General features: G+C 56.4%; 16 protein-coding genes. 4 read left to right on the forward strand and 12 right to left on the reverse strand.

Annotation, left to right across the window (positions count from 1 at the left end; all coding sequences use genetic code 11):
• Positions 1 to 10: 10 nt before the first annotated feature.
• Entirely contained in the window at positions 11 to 784 is a 774-nt protein-coding gene (gene pdeH / locus ACOTX4_RS19845; RefSeq protein WP_023323857.1) for a cyclic-guanylate-specific phosphodiesterase, read from the reverse strand.
• 230 nt (positions 785 to 1,014) lie between these two features.
• Here pdeH and ACOTX4_RS19850 point away from each other — a divergent pair, with 230 nt between their 5' ends.
• Positions 1,015 to 1,944: a sugar kinase gene (locus ACOTX4_RS19850; RefSeq protein WP_003861191.1), complete on the forward strand. Its 930-nt coding sequence runs from the start codon at positions 1,015 to 1,017 to the stop codon at positions 1,942 to 1,944.
• Between the two features lie 61 nt (positions 1,945 to 2,005).
• On the opposite strand, the gene ACOTX4_RS19855 is transcribed toward ACOTX4_RS19850, so the two are convergent.
• The 9 genes from ACOTX4_RS19855 to bcsR all read right to left on the reverse strand — a co-directional run bounded on the left by ACOTX4_RS19855 (position 2,006) and on the right by bcsR (position 17,867).
• Entirely contained in the window at positions 2,006 to 3,496 is a 1,491-nt protein-coding gene (locus ACOTX4_RS19855; RefSeq protein WP_421635416.1) for a M16 family metallopeptidase, read from the reverse strand.
• A gap of 222 nt (positions 3,497 to 3,718) precedes the next feature.
• A complete protein-coding gene (gene dctA / locus ACOTX4_RS19860; RefSeq protein WP_015571524.1) occupies positions 3,719 to 5,005 on the reverse strand; it encodes a C4-dicarboxylate transporter DctC in 1,287 nt (428 codons plus the stop codon).
• Between the two features lie 159 nt (positions 5,006 to 5,164).
• On the reverse strand, positions 5,165 to 7,171 hold the full coding sequence (hmsP, locus tag ACOTX4_RS19865; RefSeq protein WP_023315002.1) for a biofilm formation regulator HmsP: 2,007 nt from the start codon (positions 7,169 to 7,171) through the stop codon (positions 5,165 to 5,167).
• Positions 7,172 to 7,291: 120 nt separating this feature from the next.
• Entirely contained in the window at positions 7,292 to 10,774 is a 3,483-nt protein-coding gene (gene bcsC, locus ACOTX4_RS19870) for a cellulose synthase complex outer membrane protein BcsC (RefSeq protein ID WP_045332585.1), read from the reverse strand.
• Entirely contained in the window at positions 10,756 to 11,862 is a 1,107-nt protein-coding gene (gene bcsZ, locus ACOTX4_RS19875) for a cellulose synthase complex periplasmic endoglucanase BcsZ (protein ID WP_022652013.1), read from the reverse strand. Before bcsZ ends, bcsC begins: the two co-directional genes overlap by 19 nt.
• Before the next feature lie 6 nt (positions 11,863 to 11,868).
• Positions 11,869 to 14,292, reverse strand: a complete 2,424-nt coding sequence (gene bcsB, locus ACOTX4_RS19880) for a cellulose biosynthesis cyclic di-GMP-binding regulatory protein BcsB (protein WP_057979983.1) — start codon at positions 14,290 to 14,292, stop codon at positions 11,869 to 11,871.
• Positions 14,293 to 14,302: 10 nt separating this feature from the next.
• Complete coding sequence (gene bcsA, locus ACOTX4_RS19885) at positions 14,303 to 16,918, reverse strand: UDP-forming cellulose synthase catalytic subunit (RefSeq protein ID WP_059370798.1); 2,616 nt, start codon at positions 16,916 to 16,918, stop codon at positions 14,303 to 14,305.
• A complete protein-coding gene (gene bcsQ / locus ACOTX4_RS19890; protein ID WP_003861177.1) occupies positions 16,915 to 17,667 on the reverse strand; it encodes a cellulose biosynthesis protein BcsQ in 753 nt (250 codons plus the stop codon). Before bcsQ ends, bcsA begins: the two co-directional genes overlap by 4 nt.
• Before the next feature lie 11 nt (positions 17,668 to 17,678).
• Entirely contained in the window at positions 17,679 to 17,867 is a 189-nt protein-coding gene (gene bcsR, locus ACOTX4_RS19895) for a cellulose biosynthesis protein BcsR (RefSeq protein ID WP_003861175.1), read from the reverse strand.
• 174 nt (positions 17,868 to 18,041) lie between these two features.
• Between bcsR and bcsE the strand changes: the two genes are divergently transcribed.
• The 3 genes from bcsE to bcsG are packed head-to-tail and all read left to right on the forward strand — an operon-like array spanning position 18,042 to position 21,467.
• A complete protein-coding gene (gene bcsE, locus ACOTX4_RS19900) occupies positions 18,042 to 19,604 on the forward strand; it encodes a cellulose biosynthesis c-di-GMP-binding protein BcsE (RefSeq protein ID WP_022652017.1) in 1,563 nt (520 codons plus the stop codon).
• Complete coding sequence (gene bcsF, locus ACOTX4_RS19905; protein WP_003861172.1) at positions 19,601 to 19,795, forward strand: cellulose biosynthesis protein BcsF; 195 nt, start codon at positions 19,601 to 19,603, stop codon at positions 19,793 to 19,795. The genes bcsE and bcsF overlap by 4 nt, the downstream gene beginning before the upstream one ends.
• Entirely contained in the window at positions 19,788 to 21,467 is a 1,680-nt protein-coding gene (bcsG, locus tag ACOTX4_RS19910) for a cellulose biosynthesis protein BcsG (protein WP_023315007.1), read from the forward strand. The genes bcsF and bcsG overlap by 8 nt, the downstream gene beginning before the upstream one ends.
• A gap of 35 nt (positions 21,468 to 21,502) precedes the next feature.
• Here bcsG and birA read toward each other — a convergent pair whose 3' ends face one another.
• Together birA and murB are read right to left on the reverse strand one after the other, a co-directional pair.
• Positions 21,503 to 22,465, reverse strand: a complete 963-nt coding sequence (birA, locus tag ACOTX4_RS19915) for a bifunctional biotin--[acetyl-CoA-carboxylase] ligase/biotin operon repressor BirA (RefSeq protein WP_003861169.1) — start codon at positions 22,463 to 22,465, stop codon at positions 21,503 to 21,505.
• Positions 22,462 to 23,490, reverse strand: coding sequence for a UDP-N-acetylmuramate dehydrogenase (gene murB, locus ACOTX4_RS19920; RefSeq protein WP_063938280.1), 1,029 nt, complete (start codon positions 23,488 to 23,490; stop codon positions 22,462 to 22,464). Before murB ends, birA begins: the two co-directional genes overlap by 4 nt.
• Between the last annotated feature and the right edge of the window lie 182 nt (positions 23,491 to 23,672).

Genomic DNA, 23,672 nt, shown 5'->3' on the forward strand with positions numbered 1-23,672 from the left:
AGCGGGCAGATCAGAGGCTGGTTATCACCTTTTCCAGGGTATCCATGGGGACAGGACGAGAGAGGAAATAACCCTGTGCCGCCGCTGCCGGAGAATTTTGCACGTCGCGCCACTCCTCCAGCGTTTCTACGCCTTCCACAATGACGCCCTGGCAATAGCGGTTCATCAGTTGCAGGAGCATCGTAAACAGGTTCCGTCCCTCCGGCGTCTGGCGCAGCATGATAAACAGATCGCGGGCCACTTTGATGTAGTCATAACGCACTTCGCTCAGGGCGGAGAAGTTGGCCATACCGGTACCGAAATCATCCAGCCACAGCGGGCCAAACTCACACATCGAGGCAAACGAGGAGTCCTGCGGCAGCTGAACATGTTCCACCAGCTCGAAGCGCATCCACGGCAAGGTAGCAATCAGCGCCTGCAACGTCGCATTCTGACGTAACGCCATCAGGGTGGGGCCATCCACGTTCACCGACGCCAGAATACCGTGCTGCTTGAAGAACGCCTGCTTCGTCGCCAGCATTCTCAGCTGCTCTTCCAGCACGTCGATACGCTGACGCACGGCAACCTCCGCAAAATAGCGGTCCGGTGCAATACGCTGTGAAGGATTCGATGGATGAGTGACGACCGTTAACACCTCAATCGCCATTAACCGACCGTCGGTACGGTAGATGGGCTGATAAGTGTACGCTCGCTCACATTGCAGCCAGTAGCGATGCTCCTGCAAGTTCTCAATACTTGCCTCAGGCGTAGTGCTCAGCCGCTGGATAACCTGCTCTGACTTCATTTCGGATGTCCTGTTGTATGGGATAGCCTTTCTGGACTCGTCACTGAGTTATCGGCCCGCCAGGTGAGAACTTTATGTTCAATTCACCGGGAAAATGAAATTAAGATGACAGAAATATGCCGGAATACGCGCTGGCTCAAAAAAAATAATGGAACGTCGTTTTAATATAGTTGACCATAAAAAACACACAGCGCACACTACCCTTAATTACTTTGTTCAGGTTCACGACTATGTCTAAAAAAATTGCCGTGATTGGCGAATGCATGATTGAGCTGTCCCAGAAAGGCGCGGAAGTCAGCCGCGGTTTTGGTGGCGATACATTGAACACCTCCGTTTACATTGCCCGTCAGGTCTCCCCCGACGCGCTGAGCGTGAGCTACGTTACCGCGCTGGGAACGGACAGCTTCAGCCAGCAGATGCTGGAAGCCTGGCAGGGTGAAAACGTTGGGACCTCGCTGATCCAGCGAATGGAAAACCGCCTGCCGGGTTTGTACTACATCGAAACCGACAGCACCGGCGAGCGCACCTTCTATTACTGGCGTAATGAAGCGGCCGCCAAATTCTGGCTGGAAAGCGAGGCCGCCGCTGCCATTTGCGAAGAACTGGCGACCTTCGATTATCTCTACCTGAGCGGGATCAGCCTGGCGATCCTGAGCCAGGAGAGCCGTGAAAAGCTGCTGTCACTGCTGCGCGAATGCCGTGCCAATGGCGGTAAGGTGATTTTCGATAACAACTACCGTCCACGTTTGTGGGCCAGCCGCGAAGAGACGCAGCAGGTCTACCAGCAGATGCTCGAATGCACCGATATCGCCTTCCTGACGCTGGATGATGAAGATGCTCTGTGGGGCGAAAAACCGGTTGATGAGGTCATCGCCCGGACGCAGGCTGCCGGGGTCAGCGAAGTGGTGATCAAGCGTGGGGCGGAGTCTTGCCTGGTGGCGGTTGCAGGTGAAGCCGTGACAGAGGTCCCGGCGGTGAAGCTGGCGAAAGAGAAAGTGATCGATACCACTGCGGCGGGAGATTCTTTCAGCGCGGGGTATCTGGCGGTACGTCTGACGGGAGGTACGCCGGAAGCGGCGGCGCAGCGCGGTCATTTAACGGCCAGCACGGTGATTCAGTATCGCGGAGCGATTATTCCGCGCGAGGCGATGCCTGCTTAAGGACTGGGCGGGCTGATGCCCTCACCCTAACCCTCTCCCACAGGGAGAGGGGACGCAGGGCTTACTGGCCCTGCGGAATATCGCTCGCATCCTGATGTAAATCATCGGCTGCCGTTTGCGCTGGCTGCGGCGCCGTCGCCATGATGGCGTTCCAGGTGGCCTTCAACTCTTTCATGTCATATTCCGGCTCACCTTTCGGCTGTAACAGAATCAACGCCATATCCTGCGACAACTGCTGGCGCAGATCCTGATTCAGCATCTCCACGGTCAGACCGTTCAGGAAGTCCTGACGCAGTTTCTGATACTGCTCCGGCGCGATATCCGCCACCTGATTCTGCAAGGAGCGAATGCGCTGGCTGATTAAGATATCGGTATCGGCGCGGGCATAGGTGGCGAACAGTTTCTGCAATTCAAGGGATTTCTGCGCCACCAGCGCGTTAAACTCCTCTTCAGACAGGCCCTCTTTACGCACTTTAGCCAGCTCTTTCGCCACCACGCCGAGATTGGCATTGAGCTTATCGCCCGGCGATTCCACGTTAATGGCGCACTGGGCGCGCTGGAACAGCACACGGCAGTCAAAGCCCAGGCCAATATCTTTCACGTTGTTCTTGCTGAGCGTCTGCTGAACGTGCCAGAACAGCGCTTCACGCGCGAGATCCGCACGCCAGTAACGCAGCAGCGCAGAAGACTCGCGGATCGGCTGCCAGGCCGTATCCCACATCATTGAAAGACGATCCTGACGCACGGTATCCGTCATGATGCTGACCGTCTCAGGACGCAGCGGGGACAAGGTAGGAACAGGGGCAGGCGTTTCACGCTTCCCTTTCAGATCGCCAAAGGCTTTGTTGATCTGCTCTATCACCGCACGGCTGTCCACGTTGCCCACTACAATGAGGGTCATGGCATCCGGGGTGTACCACTGCTGGTAGAAAGATTTCACCTGCTCTGCATCCACCGGCTGTTTCAGCGGTTCTGCCGGGTCGTGGCCAAGCAGCGTGGACCCTTTCAGGCGGTAGCGCCACCAGCCTTCTTTGGTATCCGTCGGCCAGGTCGCCACCATGTCGCTGTTGCTCAACGCATAGTTTACGGTCTCAGGCGTAATCGCCAGTTTGCCGGTGGCATCGGATAGATAGGTAAGCGCTTCTTTAAGCAGATCGTTACGGTTGTTGGGCAGGCTCAGGTTAAACATGGTGTAGTCATAGGAGACCACAGCCGGGGGCAGCGGGCGTTTCGGATCGATGGCCTGTTGCCATAAAGAACGCACCTGAACCGCCTGCAAACTGCCGCTCTGGGTGAGCGCCAGTCGAGGAATAAAGTGGCTTAAGCCGGTCTGCTGGGTGCTTTCAGTGAGGGAGCCGGTATTCACAGAAAGACGGATTTCAATGCGATCGCTCGGACGTTGCGGAGTGGATAATACCTGCCACTGGAAACCGTTCGCCAGTGTTCCCTGTTGCCAGGCCGGGTCTGGCTGGAGCGCATCTGCCTGCACATAACTGGCTGCTGCCATCATCAGCAAACCGCCGGTTAAGAGTCGAATTTTTGTGCCCTGCATGTGAACCCCTGATCAACATTCCTGGTTAAAGAGAGTGTCTCGCGACGTGAGCACTCAAAGATGACGATGAAAACCTTCCGATTAGACAGCGTGTTCAGCTAAACGTCACGGGCGGAAGTGAAATATACCCAAAAAAAATCTTGTCGAATTATGACAGGTATGAACGGTTATTATGCGCAGGTGCCCGCATCCCCACAAGGGAATACGGGCATTTATGAGGGATTAAGAGGATAAACCGGGGGTTTTGTCCTCAGATGTGCGGTTATTCAGCGTATCGTTAAGCTTCTTGTGATCCAGCTCTTTCACCCACTTCGCCACCACAATCGTCGCCACGCCATTGCCGACCAGGTTGGTTAACGCACGGGCTTCAGACATAAAGCGGTCAATACCGAGGATCAGGGCCAGGCCCGCTACCGGCAGATGGCCCACCGCCGAAATGGTGGCCGCCAGCACGATAAATCCGCTGCCCGTTACGCCCGCCGCCCCTTTTGAAGAGAGCAGAAGCACCACCAGCAGCGTAATCTGATGGAAGATATCCATGTGGCTGTTAGTGGCCTGGGCAATAAAGACCGCCGCCATCGTCAGGTATATCGAGGTGCCATCCAGGTTAAAAGAGTAGCCCGTAGGAATAACCAGCCCCACCACTGACTTACGGCAGCCCAGCTTTTCCATTTTATCGAGCATACGCGGCAGCGCGGACTCCGAAGAGGATGTGCCGAGGACAATCAGCAGCTCTTCACGAATGTAACGAATAAATTTGAAGATGCTGAAGCCGGTCGCACGGGCGATGGAGCCGAGCACCACCACCACAAACAGAATACAGGTGATGTAGAAGCAGACGATCAGCTGGCCCAGCTGTACCAGCGTGCCGACGCCGTATTTCCCGATGGTGAAGGCCATCGCGCCAAAGGCGCCAATCGGGGCCAGACGCATAATCATGTTGATGATGCCGAAGATAACCTGCGAGAAGCTTTCAATGACGTTAAAAATCAGCTGGCCTTTGCTGCCAAGACGGTGCAGGGCAAAGCCAAACAGCACGGCAAACAGCAGTACCTGGAGGATGTTTCCGCTGGCGAACGCGCCAATCACGCTGCTCGGGATCACGTCCAGCAAGAAGGCAACAATCCCCTGATCTTTCGCCTGTTCAGCGTAAACCGCCACCGCTTTCGCATCCAGCGTGGCCGGGTCAACGTTCATGCCCGCGCCAGGCTGTACCACGTTGACAATAATCAGGCCGATAATCAGCGCGATGGTACTGACAATCTCGAAGTACAGCAGGGCAACCGCCCCCGTACGCCCGACCGCCTTCATGCTTTCCATGCCAGCGATACCGGTCACCACGGTACAGAAAATGACCGGCGCGATGATCATTTTGATGAGCTTAACGAACGCGTCGCCAAGCGGTTTCATCTGCGCGCCCAGCTCCGGGTAGTAGTGACCGAGCAGAATACCGATGGCGATGGCTGTCAGGACCTGGAAGTAAAGACTTTTGAAGAGTGAGGTTTTCATAGGGTGTCCCTGGAAAGAAAAACTACAGGCTTTGTAAGGTTATGGTTAACCTGCGGCTTTAAAATAACACCCACATAACAGGACAGAAATAAACGGGGTTCAAATTTGAAACACAAATGTTAAGAACTTTGAGCTGGCTCGCACAAGCCAGCAACAAAATTACACTTTTGCGTTATTGCCAGCGTCGGCGAGATAGCGTTGCTCAAAGATATCCGTCGGTACGGCGCGATCAAACAGGAAGCCCTGTCCGCTCTCTACGCCCGCCGCAGCCAGCCACTCACGCTGGGCGTCGGTTTCAATACCCTCGGCAATGACGTGCAGATTCAGGCTGTGCGCCATCTGAATAATGGCCTGCACCAGGCTGCAATCTTCCGGCAGCCCTTCCACAAAGGTTTTGTCGATTTTCAGGACGTCCACCGGCAACGTTTTCATGTGCTGGAGCTGACGCAGGCCGGAATACCCCATACCGAAATCGTCCAGCGCAATGCGGATCCCGGCATTACGCAGCGGTTTCAGGATGGCGACAGCGTCGTCAGGATTATCGATACAACGGCTCTCGGTGACTTCCAGGATCAACGTGTGGGGCTGGATGCGGTAGCGATGGATCAACTCAAGCATCTCCGGCACCATGGTCGGGTGCATCAGCTGTAGCGCAGAGAGATTCACCGACAGCGGCAGCGTGATGCCCCGTTGTTGCCAGGCCGCAAGCTGGCGGCAAGACTCTTCCAGCACCCAGTAGCCGACGGTGACCATCAGGCCGCAGGACTCGATACGTTCGATCATCCCTTCAGGCAGCTCCCACGTGCCGTCCGGCTGTTGCATACGCAGCAACGCTTCGGCGCTGGTCACTTCACCCGTGCGCAAATTGACCTGCGGCTGTAGCCAGAGCGCAAACTGGCGATTGTCCATCGCCGTCAGAATGTCGCTCTCTTCCGTCAGGCGCTGCTGGGCTTTTTCCATCTGCTCCGGATCAAAGAACTGGATCTGGTTTTTCCCTTTCCGGCGCGCGGTGAACGCGGCCGAGAAAGCCCGACGATAAAGCTGCTCGGCGGTCAGCCCCCCGTAGTACATCGCAATACCGATGCTGGCGCTCGGGCGAAGCTGGATACCCTGAATGGGCAGCCGCTCATTAATGACAGTGAGTACTTGCTGACCTAGCGTAATGGCGTGCCACGGCTCTTTAACACCGTGCGCGATCACCACCAGGTCATAGCCGCTGACCTGGGTGAGCACCATGCGCGGCGCCAGAACGGATTTCACCTTTTCCACCAGCGTTAGTAACAGCATTTCGCGCTGGCTCTCTTTCAGCACGCCCGCCGTGTCCTGCAAGGTTTCGCAGGCAATCACCATCAGCGCGGTGGTCTGCTGGCGGGCGACGGTCTGCTCCAGCAAGGCCATTAAAAACGCTTTGTTTGGCAGATCAGATACCGGAAAACGGGTGGCGTTGCTACTGAGCTCTTCCTGCTGACGCAGGACACGCTGCTGGTTGATATTGTAACTGCGGACCAGCATGCCAATTTCATCATCGTGATGCAGGCGCGGCAACGGAAGCTGATGCCCCATGTGCTCCTGTGGAGAGAGGTCGTTCAGCTCCCGGGCTATGCGGCGCAACGGATGCACAATTAACCGGTTGATACACCACGTCAGCGCCACGCTCAGCATTAATGTCAAAAGTAAGTAAGTGGTCACTAATGTAGCAACCCAACTCATGACGAATTTATACATGCGGTACGAGTCGGCCTGTAGCACCAGGTAGGCCAACGGTTGCGGGTTAGCCGGTCTTTCCAGGGAATAGAGAGGCAGGGAAATTTGCACCGGCAGTTCAAACAGGCGCATCACCATCATCGGGACGGAACGCTCCGGAATAAAGCTCATCCGCAGCGCCTGGAACTGGTTCGGCAGTACAACATCCGCGCGGCTCACGATACCAGCGGGCTGAATGCGCTTCAGGATGGATTCCGCCTCGGGGATATCCCCTTTCAGGATCGAGGCTGACAGGGGTTCCCGCACCGAGCGGGCAATACTTTCCAGTTGCGAAGCCGTGTTGTAGCGATTCTGCTGTACGGAGTGAAACAGCAAAATGACGCAGAAGATGAAGACAAACAGCATTGTGACGGCAGACACCATCGCCATCTGTTTGATCGTTAAGGAACGGCTGACACGCAAAATGACTCTCCACAAAACTCGAAGCGCAGGGCGCACCAGGGTGTAAACCTGGTGCGTCCGAGTATACCCGATAGCTGCACTTTTAAGAGAGACTTACAATTAGATTAAGTAAAAATCCGATCACCAGTCTGCATAAGGCACCAGCGGTTCCGGTGGTAAGTCCATATCACCCTGCCAGCCCGCGGCAGAATACCGAACGTAGAGCAGCGCATGGCTCGGGGTATAGTCTTTTGCTTCCTGAATATCGACGCCCAGACCGACAAACCAGTTGGACGTCACGCGGCGTTCAACAATCGCCCTTGCGGTATAACCCGTGCCTGACGAGCTACTTCCGGTTTCCATCACACCTTTATCGGTATAACGGCCTGGCTCATTGTCCGGGATCAGCCCCTGTAACGGATAACGCATCACATCTTTTGTTTTTGAATGAGACCAGGAGACGGAGCCGCCCAGCTCCCATGACCAGTTCTCTGTGCGTTTACGCCAGTTCACCGGTAAGGCGAACGACACATACTCCTGGGGACTGTAGTAACCGCCCTGGCCCAGCGAATAGCCACTTAAATCCTTATCGTAATGCCAGAGCATGTTGGACACGCCCACCGTCAGGCGTTCGTTGTTCTGATTGATGAGCTTGTAGTAATAGCCGGTCATCCAGCGGACGCGCCAGTTATCTTCGACATTCTTCCCGGTGAGGCTGTCGGCACTCAGGCTTGACCAGATACCGTTAGCTTCGCCTTTGTCGTAGCTCATGCTCACGCCGCCACCGGTGGCACGCACGCCGCCCCAGGTGGTGTCGGTATTGGGATCTTTTTGCCCGGCGAAGGCCAGCACCGAGCTGGAAATCGGACGGCGATGGGCGTTCAGGGTGTAGCCAATCGGCCCTAAATCGTTGCTGTAGCTCAGGCTGCCCACCACATCGACCACGTCGAAGCCCATCGGCGTTGTACCGATATCCCACGCCCAGGTTTTGTTCTGCCAGCCGACGGCCACGCTGGCACCGTTGGCCGACTGGTTCGTGCTGCCGTGACATGGCGTTTCGGCACAGGTACCCCATGTCGGATCGTAAGTTCCGTTATCGGTGTCAAAGGAACCGGCGTTCATATTGACCAGATCGCTACGGAAGAACATACGTCCATCCGACAGCGGCGCATCAACCTGGAGCATGGTGGTGTGCGCTTTCAGGTCGGAATAGCCTCCCGTGCCGCTGGAGCCCCAGTAGTCGTGTTGCAGCGTGACGTTCAGATCCTGCTGACGATAAAGATCGCCTGCATCGCTACGCACGCCGCGCTTCAGCCAGTCATCTTTCTCATCGTTACGCGTGAGTCGCGTAAAGCTGTCGTTATCGGTCGGACGGGTCGTTGTGATGCCCGATGAGACCATCGCATCTTTCCAGGTGTCCAGCGCCTGCTGAGGCTGACCATTTTGTGCCTGGAAACGGGCGGCATCGCGCATCACCAGCGCACTTTCCATCGAAGGCTGCTGCGATTTGGCCTGCGGAAGAATGGCGTTGAAGGTCTTTTCGGCCGCGGCAGGATCACCCAGTCCGGCCTGCGCCATGGCAAGCCGGCGCTGCATATTGATGGAGAGCGGTTCGCCGTTCTGTGCCGCGGGCAGTTTCGCCAGCGCCGCGCGCGCCGAGTCCTTGTTGCCCTGGGCAAGAGAGACCTCGGTCAGGCCGAGGATCGCGTCTTCGTTCTGCGGTTCGCGTTGCAGAATGGTGTTGTAGGCGGTTTTCGCGGCCTCATGATCGCCCCGCTGTTCAGCCCAGTCCGCCAGCGTCAGGTCGATACGGGTGGACGGAGGCTGCTGGCGAAGCAACGTTTCCGCCTCCTGCTCTTTTCCACTGTCGCGCAGGCGGTTGGCGGTTTCCAGCACCTGGTTACTTTGCAGGCGGTCCGCCAGCGCCTGAATGTTGCCGTTCCACTTGTCGCGCGGCAGCGTGTTCAGATGCGCCAGCGCCGCCCGGTCCTGATCGTTACCGGACAGGTACAGCCCGCTGGCGTAAACCTGATCCGGATCGCCCGGTTTCTGACTTGCCAGCTGACGCATCAGGTTATCCGCCTGGCTGCGCTGACCCGCGCTATACAGATCGCGTGACAGTCGGTAGGTGATCCACACGTCGCCCGGGGAAAGCGCAAGGCGTCGGCGCTGAATTTCTGCGGCCTGCGCATATTTCCCCTCGCTTTCCAGCTGTTCAGCCTGGGCTGACAGCTGCTCGTTCGTCAGGCTACGTTCAATATCATCAATGCTGCGGCGCTGACTGGCAGAGAGCGACTGAATAAACTGCGTCGCCTTCTCCGGAGACTGCGCGCGATAAATATTGGCGAGACCGCGCACCGCGTTGCTGTTGCCGCTGTCCATCCGCAACGCCTGGCGGTAATAGCGCTCGGCCGCGTCGTTATCTTTGCGCGCCGCCGCCGCATCACCGAGCCCCAGAACCGCGTAGCTGTCAGTATTGTCGATATTGCGCGCCTGCTGGTAATAGCGTTCGGCCTGGGCCGTATTGTTGGCTTTCAGGGCGTTATCCCCCTGCTGGATCAGCAGCCAGTATCGGTTGACCTTCAGCAGGCTGTCCCATTTGCCCCGGTTATCGCTCTGCGGATCGAGGGCGATCGCCTTTTCAAACTGCGCAACCGCACGCGCGCGATCGCCTTTCTGAGAATAGGCCTGCCCCAGAGCGCCTACGGCTTCACTGTCAGCGTGGTTGGCGCTGACTGCTTTTTGCAACTCCGTTACCGCTTTACTGCCCTGCCCGGCATCCACTGCGGCTAACCCTTCGGCTTTGGCGCGGAACGCCGGATCGGCGAGCTGTTTTTGCTGTGCTTCAAGCTGGGTGCGCGCCGCCGTCACGTTATCGCCATCGCTGAATACGCTCAGGTATTGTTGCAGCGCGGTGACGCTGGCGCTGCTGACCGGCTGATCTTTGATCTGCTGGTACCACATGTCCGACGCCTGACTGCGGCCATTATTCGATTTGGCCATCTCCTGCAACACCGCGAACCCTTCATCACGCCGTCCGCTCTGGAACAGAAGCTGTGCCAGCGAGGACTGTAGCGGGACGTTGCCCGGACTGCTGGCGTTTATTTTCTTAAGCTGATTAATGGCCAGGTTGCGGCGGGCTGGCTCTTTCGCCACCACGTTCCAGTACTCCGTCGCGATGTCGCCGCTGGGCGGCTTACCGTCAAACAGTTTGTCATACGCAGCAATGGCTTCCTGCGTGTGCCCGGTGGTGGCAAGCAGGCGAGCCTGCTGGAGGGCCTGGCGACCATCCGGCGTGGAGAGCAGCATGGTAGTACGGGAGGACTGGTAGGCACTGGAATCGGGTGCCATTCCTTTCAGGCGATCCAGCTCTTTTTGCGCGCCCGCCGTATCGCCCTGTCGTAACAGGTAGCGGAAGCGCGCGGCAATCACGTCCGGGTTGTTGGGATCGATCAGCTCAAGGCGATAGAGCGACTGGCGCACTAAATCCTCACGCTGGGTGGATTCCCCCAGACGGACCTGTTCCAGCAGCTGTCTCTGCTGCGGGGAGTTGGCGGCCTGGGCCAGGGGCATTAGCGCCAGGCCAAGCGATAAGGTGAGTAGATTCAGTGTGAACGTGCGCATTCCTGGCCCCAATCCGGTAGTAATTCACCTTGCACGGTGAAACGAAAACGATGCTGATCCCACCCTTGTCCAAAGAGGGTCAGAACGTAGCTGTAATAAGCATTGTTATCGGGAAAACGATCGGCGACGTGCTGGCGTTGCACCGCCTGCGCGTCCCGGTTTTGTAAAAACGGAAGGAGAGAGGCAGAAAACCCTACCGGCCCATCTCCGGTGCGTTTCCCGGTTGCTACATCCACTTTCTCCGGCGGCAAGCCTTGTTTGATCGTGGTGGTCGCCATGGGCTTGAAACGCGCCAGTAGCCGGGCTTTCTGCGGATCGTTATCGTTCATCATCCCTACCCACAGATAGACGCGAATCGCATCGTAGCTGCCGATCAGGGATGCATCCTGCGACAGCTGCCAGCCGCCCTTTTTCTGGTATTTCACCCAGTTCGGGGAAAATCCTTTAGGCGCGGTCTCCAGCAGCAGACGCAGGTTAGTTTCACGGAGCGTCGTCCACGGCGCGCCAAAACGGGTGAAATAGCTCGCAAGCTGCGGCGGCAGGTAGCTGGGGTTGAAGCGCCAGACACTCTCTTCGGCAAAACCGACTTTACCCGGCAGCAGCATAGAACCCAGCCCCGGCACCTTCACCACTTCCTCACTGGCAATGCGCGTCAACAGCGCCTTACCCGTGCGCGTGTAATCGGGATTTTTCCACAGCCGCCCGGCTTCAAGCAGCGACCAGGCAATCCAGATATCGGCATCAGACGCGGAGTTAGGGTCGATAACCGCCCAGGTTTCGTCGTCCTTTTTTCCCCACAGCCAGGCCGGGAGATGTTGGGCTAAATCTCCCTCGGCAAGGTTATCGCGCGTCCATGCCAGCAGCAGATCGAACGCCTTGCGATCGTTTGCCGCGAGGGCAAAGAACAGCCCGTAGCTTTGCCCTTCGGAGGTGGTGATTTTGCGCGCGTCACTGGGATCAATGACCCGCCCACTTTCGCTCATATAATCCTGCTTGAACGTCTCCCAGGCAGGCCAGCGACAGGCGGCGTGAAGATTCGCCGCCGTCAGCATCAACGCTGCGACTACACACCCGCGAAAGATTTTCATCACCGCTTACTCATGGTCCGGGTTAAGACGACGACGGCTGATGATTCGCAGCAGACGCCACAGTACCCATGCCAGCAATACGACGCTGAGCGCAGCCAGCACGGCCAGCAGCACCGGGTGGTTAGACAGGGCGTACCACAGGCGTTCGAACCACGGCAGATGACCGACGTAGTAGACATCCCCCACGCGCAGGCTGTTTACCCCCGACTCACGGATCACCGAGACGGAACCGAACATTGCTGCCCGTTTACCGCTGTCGTTCATGGCCGTGTTGAGCAGCTCATAGCCGCGTGGGCTGTCCGCCAGCAGGGCGATAACGCTGCGCTGGTCGTTATACGGCGACTGGAAGCCGACAATCGCGGCCATCGGACCCGTTGAACTTACGGTCGTCCTGATATTGGCCTGACGATCGCCGCTGTCCGGCATGATGCTCGGGAACTCGGTCTGACGCAGCGGCGTGTTGACCCATGACTGAGCCGCCTGCACCAGCAGATCGACGCGCTTCTCGTCTTTCAGCTTGTCCGGAATGTTGCCGATGACCATGATATCGGCATCTTTGTTCTGGATCTGACTACCGTCATCCGTCACCGTCACGTTGATAGCCGGCAAGCCGGTTTGCGCCCCAACGGTGCCCATGGTGTCCAGCAGCGTGGCAACCTGACCTTCGTTGGCCGCTTTTGGCATCACGACAATCGATTCAGAGAGATCAGCCATGCGGCTGAACGGGAAGCTGGCGTTAGCAAAGGCACGCAGATCCGGCATCGCGATAAAGTGGTAATACTTCGAGAAGTCGATCGTGGAATCATCGCCAATCACCACGTGGTTTTGCACCGGCTGGAAGGTAATACAGTTTTCCACCGATCCACCCGGCATGGGGTTCATATACTGGAAGTTAAACCGCAGCTGGTTCACCGCACCGAGCTTCAGCGCCGGGATCGACACATCGGTTTTGCCATCCAGCAGCCCCTGCAATACAGGCAGACGAAGCATCAACCGGTTTGTCTCCTGGCTGCTGGTCAGGCTGAACGATTGCAGGAACTGGTTGTTGAGGCTGATATCCATGCGCGAGCTGTCTTTGGTTGCCGGCGCGGTGTAACGGTAGTTCAGGTTGATATCAATGCCGTTGGTGCGCAGCAGATAGAGATCCGGCGGCAGGTTCAGCGACAGGCTGACAGGAGAAGGTTCAAGCCCGGTTGACTGCAATTGCTCTTCATAGGTTTTCAGCTCGCCAAAGGTGATTGCCCGGTCGGTACGTACCCAGTTCGGCGCATCATAAGGCTTACGCGCCAGCAGCGGTTTCACCTCATCCACCACAACGCTGTTACCGCGGAACAGGATATTTCCCTGCGCAATGCCCTTCGCCGCCTGCACCAGATCTTTGTCATCACGGCCGAAGATCACCAGCAGCTTCACGTACGGATTGTCCGGATGGCTGATCATCTCGATGGTGGGTGCTTTCACCTCCGGATGGTCACGCAGGAATGCCGGGCGTTTGGCGTTGGTGGCAAACACAATCGCGTTTTTGTCTGGCATTTTGTCGTACATGACCGGGAAACTTTGACCACGCCAGCCGGAGCGGGAACCAAACCAGGATGCCACGATAGAGGCCGCCAGCTGTTCGGTCACATCCGGCGAGCCGGCAAAGACCATCGGCAGATTCAGCGGACGGTTATCACGCGGGTCGAAGAACGGCACCGGGAAGGCGGAGAGATCGTTTTTCAACGCCAGCGGCTGATAGGTCATCTGAAGCGAAGAGTTACGCCCGACATCCAGCCACAGGGTGCTGCTGGCCGGGTTTTCACAGACATCGCGGTAGTGGCCGACAAACTCCAGACGCACGCGGTTAAAGTCGGTGATAAACAGCGGATTAATCGGCACCTGAGCCAGGGTTTTCTTACCCAGTTGCTCTTTGGTGACGGGCAGGACGTCCATCAGCTCGTCATTCAGATAGACCTTAAGCTGGGACTGCACCGGCAGCAACGACGGCGATGGGGTGTATTCCAGGTTGAGCATCGCTTTTGACACAACTTCATCGCTGCGCATACCGAATTCGATACCGCCATTTGGGTTGATGCCGCGCAGAACCATGCTGCCCGGAGGAGGCGCGATCTGGGCAAACGTCAGCTTAACGTCACGCGACGGCGTATTTTCGGCAACCACCGGCGCACTGGCTCCCGGCACGCCAGGCATGACCTGCCCAACCACCGGGTTGTCGCCGGGCAGCGTATTCCCCGTCGTCGGCTGATTCGGGACAACGTTCTCCGTCTGCCCCGGCGCGGCCGTCACAACCGGATCGGTCGCTTGCGCGACGACAGGCACCGTTGGCGCGGGCGTGGTCGCTGCGTTATCAGGCGCCGCGTTAGCCACTGTTGCAGGGAGCGCACTCATCCCCATTGCCACTGCACATAACCAGGAAAGTTTTGTTTTCATCGCGTTATCATCATTGTTGAGCCATAACCGGGTCCGCCTGCTTCGCTTCATCTCGCTCAGGTCGACGCGGAATGAACGACACGACCCAGGAAACCAGTGAAGTAAGTGACCGGAAAATTAATTTCACCGACGACGGGGCAAATTCTGCAAGGTGACGATAGCCACGGAACCCCAGCTTAAGAATATCCAGCAGGCTTTCCAGAGGCTTATCCTCAGGGAAGCTGTCCTGCCAGAGAGCCCACGTATCCGCGCGGGCAAACGTACACTGCACAAAATCAATGTGTTGTTTTTTGGTCAGCGGCATCAGTTGCAGACCCACTTCATTTCCTCTCACACGCACCACCTGCGTCGGGAAGACATACTCCTGCTGGCCGCGCTTAAGCAGTAGGTTGACCTTCTGCCCCTCCAGCACCTTCGCCTGACCGTTGATCTTGATACCCAGACCGCCATCCGAAAAGTCATGTACGGTACAGGAGAAGAGATGTCCATCGTCGCGGGCAATGGCCGCTGGCATGCTGATTTCGACGCGATGCGCGCGGCGAACCTGCTTGCTCTCCACCGATACCGCCACCGCGCCACCGAGGATAATCAGGTTATAAAACACCCACGCCATACTCACGAAGACCGTCAGAATTTCGTTTTCCGGGCCGTAGAAGTAGCGCCAGATCCCAACAATCACGCCCACAATATTCAGCAGCACCAGGAAGATATAGGGCCGGGAGATCACCCAGTCGACATACTCCTCTTCCACCAGCCCGCCCTTCGCGGTGACGTTGAATTTCCCTTTATGCGGGTTAATCAGCGCCACCATGGTTGGCGGCGCGATGTACCAGGCCAGCACCGTTTCGTAAATTTCACTCCAGAAGGAGTGCCGATATTTCCCCTGAATCTTCGAGTTCGTCAGGCTGGCGTGGATCATGTGCGGCAGAACGAACAGGGCAATCATCAGCGCAGGCGCATAGATGATGTAAGCGTGAAGGAGCAGGAACGCCAGCGGCGCTGTGAGAAAGATAAGCCGTGGAATACCCGACAGGAAGTGGAACATGGCGTTGACGTAGCACAGCCGTTGCGCCAGCTTCAGCCCTTTACCCATCAGCGGGTTATCGAGCCTGAAAATTTGCACCATGCCGCGGGCCCAGCGAATACGCTGGCCGATGTGCGCCGACAGGGATTCCGTGGCCAACCCCGCCGCCTGAGGAATACGCATGTAGGCCGAGGTATAGCCAAGACGGTGCAGACGCAGCGAGGTGTGCGCATCTTCCGTGACCGTCTCGACGGCGATCCCGCCAATTTCATCCAGCGGTTTCCGGCGGATCACCGCACAGGAGCCGCAGAAGAACGTGGCGTCCCACATGTCGTTCCCGTCCTGCACCAGGCCATAGAACAGCGTGCCCTCGTTCGGGGTTTTACGAAAACGACCGAGGTTACGTTCAAACGGGTCCGGTGAGAAGAAGTGGTGCGGCGTCTGCATCATCGCAAGCTCTTTCTCCTTCAGGAACCAGCCCATGGTCATTTGCAGGAACGAGCGCGTTGGCACGTGGTCGCAGTCGAAAATAGAGACGAACTCCCCTTTGGCATATTTCAGCGCATTGTTGATGTTACCGGCTTTCGCGTGTTCATGCGTGGTACGGGCGATGTACTCTACCCCCACTTCGTCCGCGAACTGGCGGAACTCGGCGCGGCCACCGTCATCGAGGATCCAGATTTTGATTTTATCCTTCGGCCAGTCGATACCCAGCGCGGCGTAAATGGTGTTTTTTACCACCGACAGGTCTTCGTTGTAGGTCGGCACGAAGAGGTCCACCGTAGGCCACTGGGTCGTGTCTTTTGGCAGCGGCACCGGCTGTCGATTCAGCGGCCAGATAACCTGGAAGTAACCCAGCACCAGCACGATCCAGGCGTAAGTCTCAGCAAACAGCAGCACTAAGCCGCACACCAGGCTGACCGGATCGTCCCAGTTCAGCGTTGAGGTATATCGCCACCAGATGTAGCGGCAGGAAACGGTCAGCGATAGCACAATCAGCATCAGGGCAGAAAAACGCCCTGGTATGCGCCGCACCAGCAGCGCCACGCCCCACAGCAGGATCAGGAAGGTGAACTGCGCCAGCGGGTTGAAAGGCTGGGTAATACAGACCAGCGCAAGAATCAGCGAGAACACCACAACCACGCCGAGAATAAAACGCCGCAAGCCCGGGTGTAGGTGCCCGAGCTCTTTTTGGTTATCTAAATGACCCGTTTTGTCGCCCACCCGGTCGGGTAGCCGGTCAAGCCACTGGTGGTAGTGTACACGCAGGTTCTGCACACGATCGAAGCTGCGCCAGCGGGACGTTTTTTTCTCCGCGCCCGTTGAGGTCGTCAGTAGCCAGATGGACTGAATAGCGTAGCGCGCGGGATCCAGCGGACGCGGCTTGTCAGGGTTGATATGCGGATAGAGTTCACCGTGGCGCGCGCGAATGCGTTGCCAGCGGGGATGCTCAAGGGGGATGAACATCCACGCCAGAATCATACACAAACAGCCCAGCGCTGCGCTCAGCGACGAGGCGCCGTGATGACGGTAATGGCGGTAGCGTTCACTTAAGCGCGAACTGACCGGCGGAATGAGCAGCCAGTTAGTCAGGCGGCTCATACTGAACTCCCGGCAGGCTCCGGCCTTTTAGCAAAGTGCAGCAGACACCAGTTGGCCAGCGTCAGGATCTCTTCCGCCGCCAGTGAATCGCTACGGTACTCCCCGAGGGGTTGTTTGGACGCGAGGCACTCCGCCATCGCTTCGTCACGATGGATCACCATCGGCAACAGGCGGCGCTGACTCTGGAGCCAGACCTGGTAGAGATCGTCCTGGATCTGGCTGCCAATGCGCAGATCGTTGATCAGAATATGGGCATTGGCAGGCATCGGCTGCTGATGCAGACGGATATGACAATTCGCATCTACGTTCGCGATGGAGAGCACATGGTCGCACTGCGCCAGCAGCTGGCGGGTCAGCGACGCGGCACCGTGCGGCAGGTCCAGCAGGATCCACTGGTAGTGCCCGCTCTCTTTCAGGCTCTGCAATGCGGTGATGAAGCGAGAGAACAGGCGCTGGTACGCGGCTTCATTCCCGCGCTCGGTTTCGGTCAATTGACCAAAGGGAAGCAAATCGAGCTGGGAGGTATAACGCAAACCCGCATCCCGCCAGTCTTTATCGTCCAGAAGCGCACGTCCCCAGCCGTTTGCATGCGTAAAGTCGACATTGAATGACATGCGCAGCAAATTATCGGAACAGGCATCAATGACCAGTACCGATTCACCTAATACCTGCAATGACCACGCCAGCGCCGCGGTAACGGAAGTTGTACCCACCCCACCACGGACGCCCTGTAATCCTAGTACAGCCATCAATGGCTTCCTTATTGTTGTTGGGCAAACTCAGCTAATAACGGCCAACGTTTAATAGCCGCCGCCAACTGTTCCCGCTGGGAAATATCGGTGTAATCTATTTCAGGCAAAGAAAAAGCCTGCGTGAGTGCCAAAAAATCGTTCTGGAATGTGTAACCCAGACTTGAGTCGACTGGGGTTGCGGGTTCGTTATTTTGCATTCTTTTTTCATCCCTTTGAGTAAAATCATAAGATTCAGATGCAGCGAGGCGTCCTGCCCACTAAATTTCATTTACATGCTAAATCTGATGTTCTTTAATTTCAATGTTAGGTTTATTTCTACGCTTTCGCTAGTAAACTGAGAGACATAGAAATTCGACGAAAAGAGGGACACCGTGGACTCCATATTTTCTATTGGCATCCAGTCATTATGGGACGAATTGCGCCACATGCCAGTCGGAGGAGTCTGGTGGGTTAATACGGATCGTAATGAAGATGCCATCAGTCTGGTAAACCAGACGATAGCGGCGCAGGGGAAGGATTCCCGCGTGGCCATAATTACGATGGGCGAAGAGCCGAAGTCAATCATCAGGCTCGACAGTGACCGTGGACCCCAGACAGTACGATTATTTTCCATGCCTGCGGAGGCTGACAGTCTATACTTTTTACCCCGCGATATTCAGTGTTCTATTGTTCCTGAACACTATTTACTGATTCTAAAATGCTCTAATAACGGCCTGCAAAATATCCCCTCTGAAAAACTGCTGAAATGGCTGGAAAGAATCAACAGATGGGCAAAAAATCAAAATTGCACCTTATTGGTTGTTAACCCAGGCAGTAATAATGACAAGCTTTTTTCACTTTTAATGAGTGAATACCGTTCTCTCTATGGCCTGGCCAGTATTCGTGTCCAGACCGACAGCCATCTTTACGACGTGGCTTTCTGGTGCAATGAAAAAGGGGTGAGCTCCCGACAACAACTTACCCTCAAACATGTCGGGGATGAGTGGCATCTTGCTCAACAGGAAGAGACGGTAGTTCAGCCACGCAGTGATGAAAAACGCGTTCTGAGTCATATTGCGGTACTGGAAGGTGCGCCTGCACTGTCTGAGCACTGGTCACTGTTCGATACCAATGAAGCCTTATTTGATGAGGCGCGCACCACGCAGGCGGCGACCATTATTTTCTCGTTGATCCAGAATAACCAAATCGAAACGCTGGCAAGGCACATTCACACATTACGTCGCCAGCGCGGCAGCGCGTTAAAAATTGTGGTGCGTGAAAATAATACCAGCCTGCGCGCCACCGATGAGCGCTTATTACTGGGCTGCGGCGCGAATATGGTCATCCCGTGGAATGCTCCCCTGTCGCGCTGTCTGACGCTGATCGAAAGCATCCAGGGCCAGCAGTTTAATCGACATGTTCCGGAAGATATCAGCACCCTGCTTTCAATGACGCAGCCGATGAAACTGCGCGGCTACCAGAAATGGGACACCTTCTGCGATGCGGTGGGCAACATGATGAGCAATACGCTGTTACCGGCAGACGGAAAAGGGGTGATGGTTGCCCTGCGCCCCGTGCCGGGTATTCGCGTTGAGCAGGCGCTTACTCTGTGCCGCCCTAACCGTATCGGGGATATCATGACCATTGGCGATAACCGCCTGGTGCTGTTCCTCTCCTTCTGCCGGGTGAACGATCTGGATACGGCGCTTAACCATATCTTCCCGCTTCCTACCGGGGATATCTTCTCGAACCGCATGGTCTGGTTTGAAGATAATTTGATCAGCGCTGAGCTTGTCCAGATGCGTGCCCTGGCTCCTGAAAAGTGGGCGAAACCGTTGCCTGTGACAAGCGGTGCCAAACCGGTTCTGAACGCGAAACATGACGGGCATGTCTGGCGTCGGGTACCTGAGCCGCTACGCTTACTGGATGAGAACAAGGAGAGCGCGCCATTATGAATATCAGCGATATCATCCAACTGGTTGTTCTGTGCGCGCTGATTTTTTTGCCGCTTGGCTACTATGCACGCCATTCCCTGCGCCGTATTCGCGATACGGTCAGATTACTGTTCGTCAAACCTCGCTATATTAAACCCGCCGGAACACTGAGTCGCGCTCCGAACGTCAAGGCAAACCGAAAACATGACTAATTCTACCTATACCTCTTCGGCGCCATCGCCACTCTGGCAATACTGGCGCGGCCTGTCCGGCTGGAATTTCTACTTTCTGGTGAAGTTTGGTCTGCTGTGGGCAGGCTATCTTAATTTCCACCCTCTGCTTAACCTGGTGTTTATGGCATTCCTGCTGATGCCAATCCCGAACCTCAGGCTGCACCGTATACGTCACTGGGTCGCTATTCCCATCGGTTTCGCCCTGTTCTGGCATGATACCTGGCTGCCCGGCCCTGAAAGCATCATGAGCCAGGGCTCCCAGGTCGCAGGTTTCAGTGCGGACTATATGCTCGATCTGGTTGAGCGCTTTATTAACTGGCAGATGATTGGCGCGGTATTTGTCCTGCTGGTCGCCTGGCTGTTCCTGTCTCAGTGGATCCGGGTGACGGTGTTTGTCGTCGCGATTATGATCTGGCTTAACGTCCTGACGCTGACGGGCCCGAGCTTCTCGCTGTGGCCAGCCGGTCAGCCGACGACAACCGTGACCACCACGGGCGGTTCCGCCGCCGCGACCGTCGCGACAGCAGGGGATACGCCTGTGGTTGGGGATATTCCAGCGCAGACTGCACCGCCGACATCCACGAACCTGAACGCGTGGCTCTCCAGTTTTTACGCTGCGGAAGATAAGCGTCAGACGAAATTCCCGGACGCGCTGCCTGCCGATGCTCAGCCGTTTGAGCTGCTGGTCATTAACATCTGTTCTCTGTCCTGGGCTGACGTTGACGCGGCTGGTTTGATGTCGCACCCGCTGTGGTCGCATTTCGATATTCAGTTCAAGGACTTCAACTCGGCCACGTCGTACAGCGGCCCGGCGGCTATCCGCCTGCTGCGCGCCAGCTGCGGACAGCCTTCGCATAAGAACCTCTACCAGCCGGCAGCTAACCAGTGTTATCTGTTTGATAACCTGGCAAAACTGGGCTTTACCCAGCACCTGATGATGGGTCATAACGGTCAGTTCGGTAACTTCCTGAAAGAAGTACGTGAACAGGGTGGCATGCAGGCCCCGCTGATGGACCAGAAAGGGCTGCCGGTCACGTTGCTGGGCTTTGATGGCTCGCCGGTGTATGACGATACCGCCGTGCTTCAGCGCTGGTTAGATACCGTCGGCAAAGAGGAAGGGACACGTAGTGCGACGTTCTATAACACGCTGCCGCTGCACGACGGGAACCATTATCCCGGCGTGAGTAAAACGGCCGATTATAAGGCCCGTGCGCAGAAGTTCTTTGACGAGCTGAACGCGTTCTTCAACGAGCTGGAAAAATCAGGCCGCAAAGTGATGGTGGTGGTAGTACCGGAACATGGGGGAGCGCTGAAAGGCGACAGGATGCAGGTGTCTGGTCTGCGCGATATCCCAAGCCCGTCCATCACTAACGTTCCGGCCGGGATTAAGTTCTTTGGCATGAAGGCGCCGCATCAGGGAGCGCCAGTTGAGATCACCCAGCCAAGCAGCTATCTGGCTATCTCGGAACTGGTCGCTCGCGCAGTAGACGGTAAGCTGTTTGTGGAAGATAGCGTGAACTGGGATCAGCTCACCAGCGGGCTGCCGCAGACGGCGGAGGTATCGGAAAACGCCAATGCGGTGGTGATCCAGTATCAGAATAAGCCTTATGTCCGACTGAATGCCGGGGATTGGGTGCCGTATCCGCAGTGATGAGCTGCTACACCCTCTCCCCTGTGGGGAGAGGGTTACTCTGCACTTCGTAACGAAATTTCACCGCCCACCCAGGGCTTAATCACACCATCCTGTTCAAGAAGCAACGCACCCTGCGCGTCAATGCCGCGTGATGTGCCGTAAATCTCTTTATCCCCAATCAGCAGCTTCACCGGTCGGTTAATAAAGTTATCCAGCTTTTCCCAGCGGGACAGGAATGGCGCTAACCCCTCCTGTTCAAAGAGCGTCAGCGAACTACGCAACTCATTGATCATGCGGACGGCAAGCGTATTGCGATCGATGGTGATCCCCGCTTCCTGTAGGTTGGTCCAGGCCTGGTTCACGACATCGTTCTGCACGTTTCGCATCACCATGTTCAGCCCCGCTCCAATAACGATCTGTGCGGCATCGCCTGTTTTTCCCGTCAGTTCGACCAGGATCCCCGCCAGCTTCCGATCGTTGAGATACAGATCGTTGGGCCATTTTACCCGCACCTGATCGGCACCCAGATCGTGCAGCACCTCTGCCATCACAATGCCGATGACCAGGCTCAGCCCGATGGCCGCAGCTGGCCCCTGTTCAAGCCTCCAGTACATGGAAAGGTAGAGGTTGGCGCCAAATGGTGAGAACCACTTACGCCCCCGGCGGCCACGTCCTGCCTGTTGGTACTCGGCAACGCAGGCATCACCGGATTTCAGCTCGCTCAGGCGATCCAGCAGATACTGGTTCGTCGAATCAATGACCGGCAATACCGCGACGTTACCGTGCCCAATCTGGCTGCGGATGATCTCTTCATTCAGTAACTGGATCGGTTCCGGCAGGCTGTAGCCTTTTCCCGGCACCGTAAACACATCCACGCCCCAGTCGCGGAGCGTTTGAATATGTTTATTGATGGCAGCGCGGCTCATGCCCAGCTGTTCGCCCAGCTGCTCGCCAGAATGAAACTCGCCATCAGCAAGGATACCGATGAGAGTTAACGGAATAGTATTGTCCTTCACGCAATGGTCTCCACGGCATTCACTTCGCCCGTTCGGCCAATAAAGCGAACTTCAGGCTCCAGCCAGACGTTGAATTTTTCGCCCACGCGCTGACGAACATGGTGCGCCAGGTTGACGACATCCTCACTTGTCGCGTTGGACTGGTTGATCAGTACCAGCGCCTGCTGACGATGAACAGCAGCGCCACCAAGAGTAGTACCTTTTAATTCACACTGATCGATAAGCCAGCCTGCGGCCAGCTTCACGCTGCCATCCGCCTGAGGATAATGCGGGGCCGTTGGCCAGCCAGCGAGAAATGCTTTTGCATTTTCGCTGCTGATCACCGGGTTTTTGAAGAAACTGCCCGCATTTCCGTTGACTTTCGGGTTCGGGAGCTTGGTCATGCGCATGTGGCATACGGAATCAAATACCTCACGCGGTGTGACGGTAGCCGGGTCAAGACGGGTCAGATCGCCGTAAGTCAGAACGGGTTTCCAGGCTTTCGCCAGGCGCAGACCAACGGCCACAATGACGAAACGATCCTGATAATCGTGCTTGAAAATGCTGTCGCGATAACCAAAGCGGCACTGCTCTGCGGTCAGGCGCTTCGCCGTTCCGGTCGCGAGTTCGATGCAGTCGACATATTCGCAGACGTGTTTCAGTTCGATGCCGTAGGCACCGATGTTTTGAATAGGAGATGATCCTGCACAGCCCGGGATCAGGGCCAGGTTTTCCAGTCCGGGCATCCCTTTTTCAAGGGTATATTGCACCAGATGATGCCAGTTCTCGCCAGCACCCACATGTAAATGCCAGCTGTCAGCGCTCTCTTTACACTCAATCCCCATGATGCGATTGACGATTACCGTCCCCGCAAAATCATCGAGAAACAGGACATTACTTCCTTCGCCCAGAATAAGTACGGGTTCACCGTTTCCTGTTGCGTTTTGCCATGCATTCAGCAACTGCTGAGCACTTTCGGCACGTACAATTTGATTAGCATTCCGTTGAATACCAAAGGTATTCCAGGGCTTAAGGGAGTGATTCATAGACGCTATCCTGATGCAAAAACCGGGATAGTTTACCGTATATATGGGGGGATAGGTGATTTGTTTATGGAAAGGAAGCAGGTGTAGAAACGCAAAAAGGCCATCCTTGCGGATGGCCTCTTCACTTGTTTGATGCCTGGCAGTTCCCTACTCTCACATGGGGAGACCCCACACTACCATCG

The sequence above is a fragment of the Enterobacter cloacae complex sp. IR5459 genome, from assembly GCF_049238005.1.
GTDB classification, from domain to species: Bacteria; Pseudomonadota; Gammaproteobacteria; order Enterobacterales; family Enterobacteriaceae; genus Enterobacter; species Enterobacter hormaechei_C.

Excerpts from the sequence above, each read along its gene's own strand:
- pdeH (WP_023323857.1), bottom strand. The coding sequence starts at position 784 with ATGAAGTCAGAGCAGGTTATCCAGCGGCTGAGCACTACGCCTGAGGCA.
- ACOTX4_RS19855 (WP_421635416.1), bottom strand. The coding sequence starts at position 3,496 with ATGCAGGGCACAAAAATTCGACTCTTAACCGGCGGTTTGCTGATGATG.
- ACOTX4_RS19850 (WP_003861191.1), top strand. The coding sequence starts at position 1,015 with ATGTCTAAAAAAATTGCCGTGATTGGCGAATGCATGATTGAGCTGTCC.
- bcsA (WP_059370798.1), bottom strand. The coding sequence starts at position 16,918 with ATGAGCCGCCTGACTAACTGGCTGCTCATTCCGCCGGTCAGTTCGCGC.
- dctA (WP_015571524.1), bottom strand. The coding sequence starts at position 5,005 with ATGAAAACCTCACTCTTCAAAAGTCTTTACTTCCAGGTCCTGACAGCC.
- murB (WP_063938280.1), bottom strand. The coding sequence starts at position 23,490 with ATGAATCACTCCCTTAAGCCCTGGAATACCTTTGGTATTCAACGGAAT.
- bcsZ (WP_022652013.1), bottom strand. The coding sequence starts at position 11,862 with ATGAAAATCTTTCGCGGGTGTGTAGTCGCAGCGTTGATGCTGACGGCG.
- bcsC (WP_045332585.1), bottom strand. The coding sequence starts at position 10,774 with ATGCGCACGTTCACACTGAATCTACTCACCTTATCGCTTGGCCTGGCG.
- bcsB (WP_057979983.1), bottom strand. The coding sequence starts at position 14,292 with ATGAAAACAAAACTTTCCTGGTTATGTGCAGTGGCAATGGGGATGAGT.
- bcsG (WP_023315007.1), top strand. The coding sequence starts at position 19,788 with ATGACTAATTCTACCTATACCTCTTCGGCGCCATCGCCACTCTGGCAA.
- bcsQ (WP_003861177.1), bottom strand. The coding sequence starts at position 17,667 with ATGGCTGTACTAGGATTACAGGGCGTCCGTGGTGGGGTGGGTACAACT.
- bcsR (WP_003861175.1), bottom strand. The coding sequence starts at position 17,867 with ATGCAAAATAACGAACCCGCAACCCCAGTCGACTCAAGTCTGGGTTAC.
- bcsF (WP_003861172.1), top strand. The coding sequence starts at position 19,601 with ATGAATATCAGCGATATCATCCAACTGGTTGTTCTGTGCGCGCTGATT.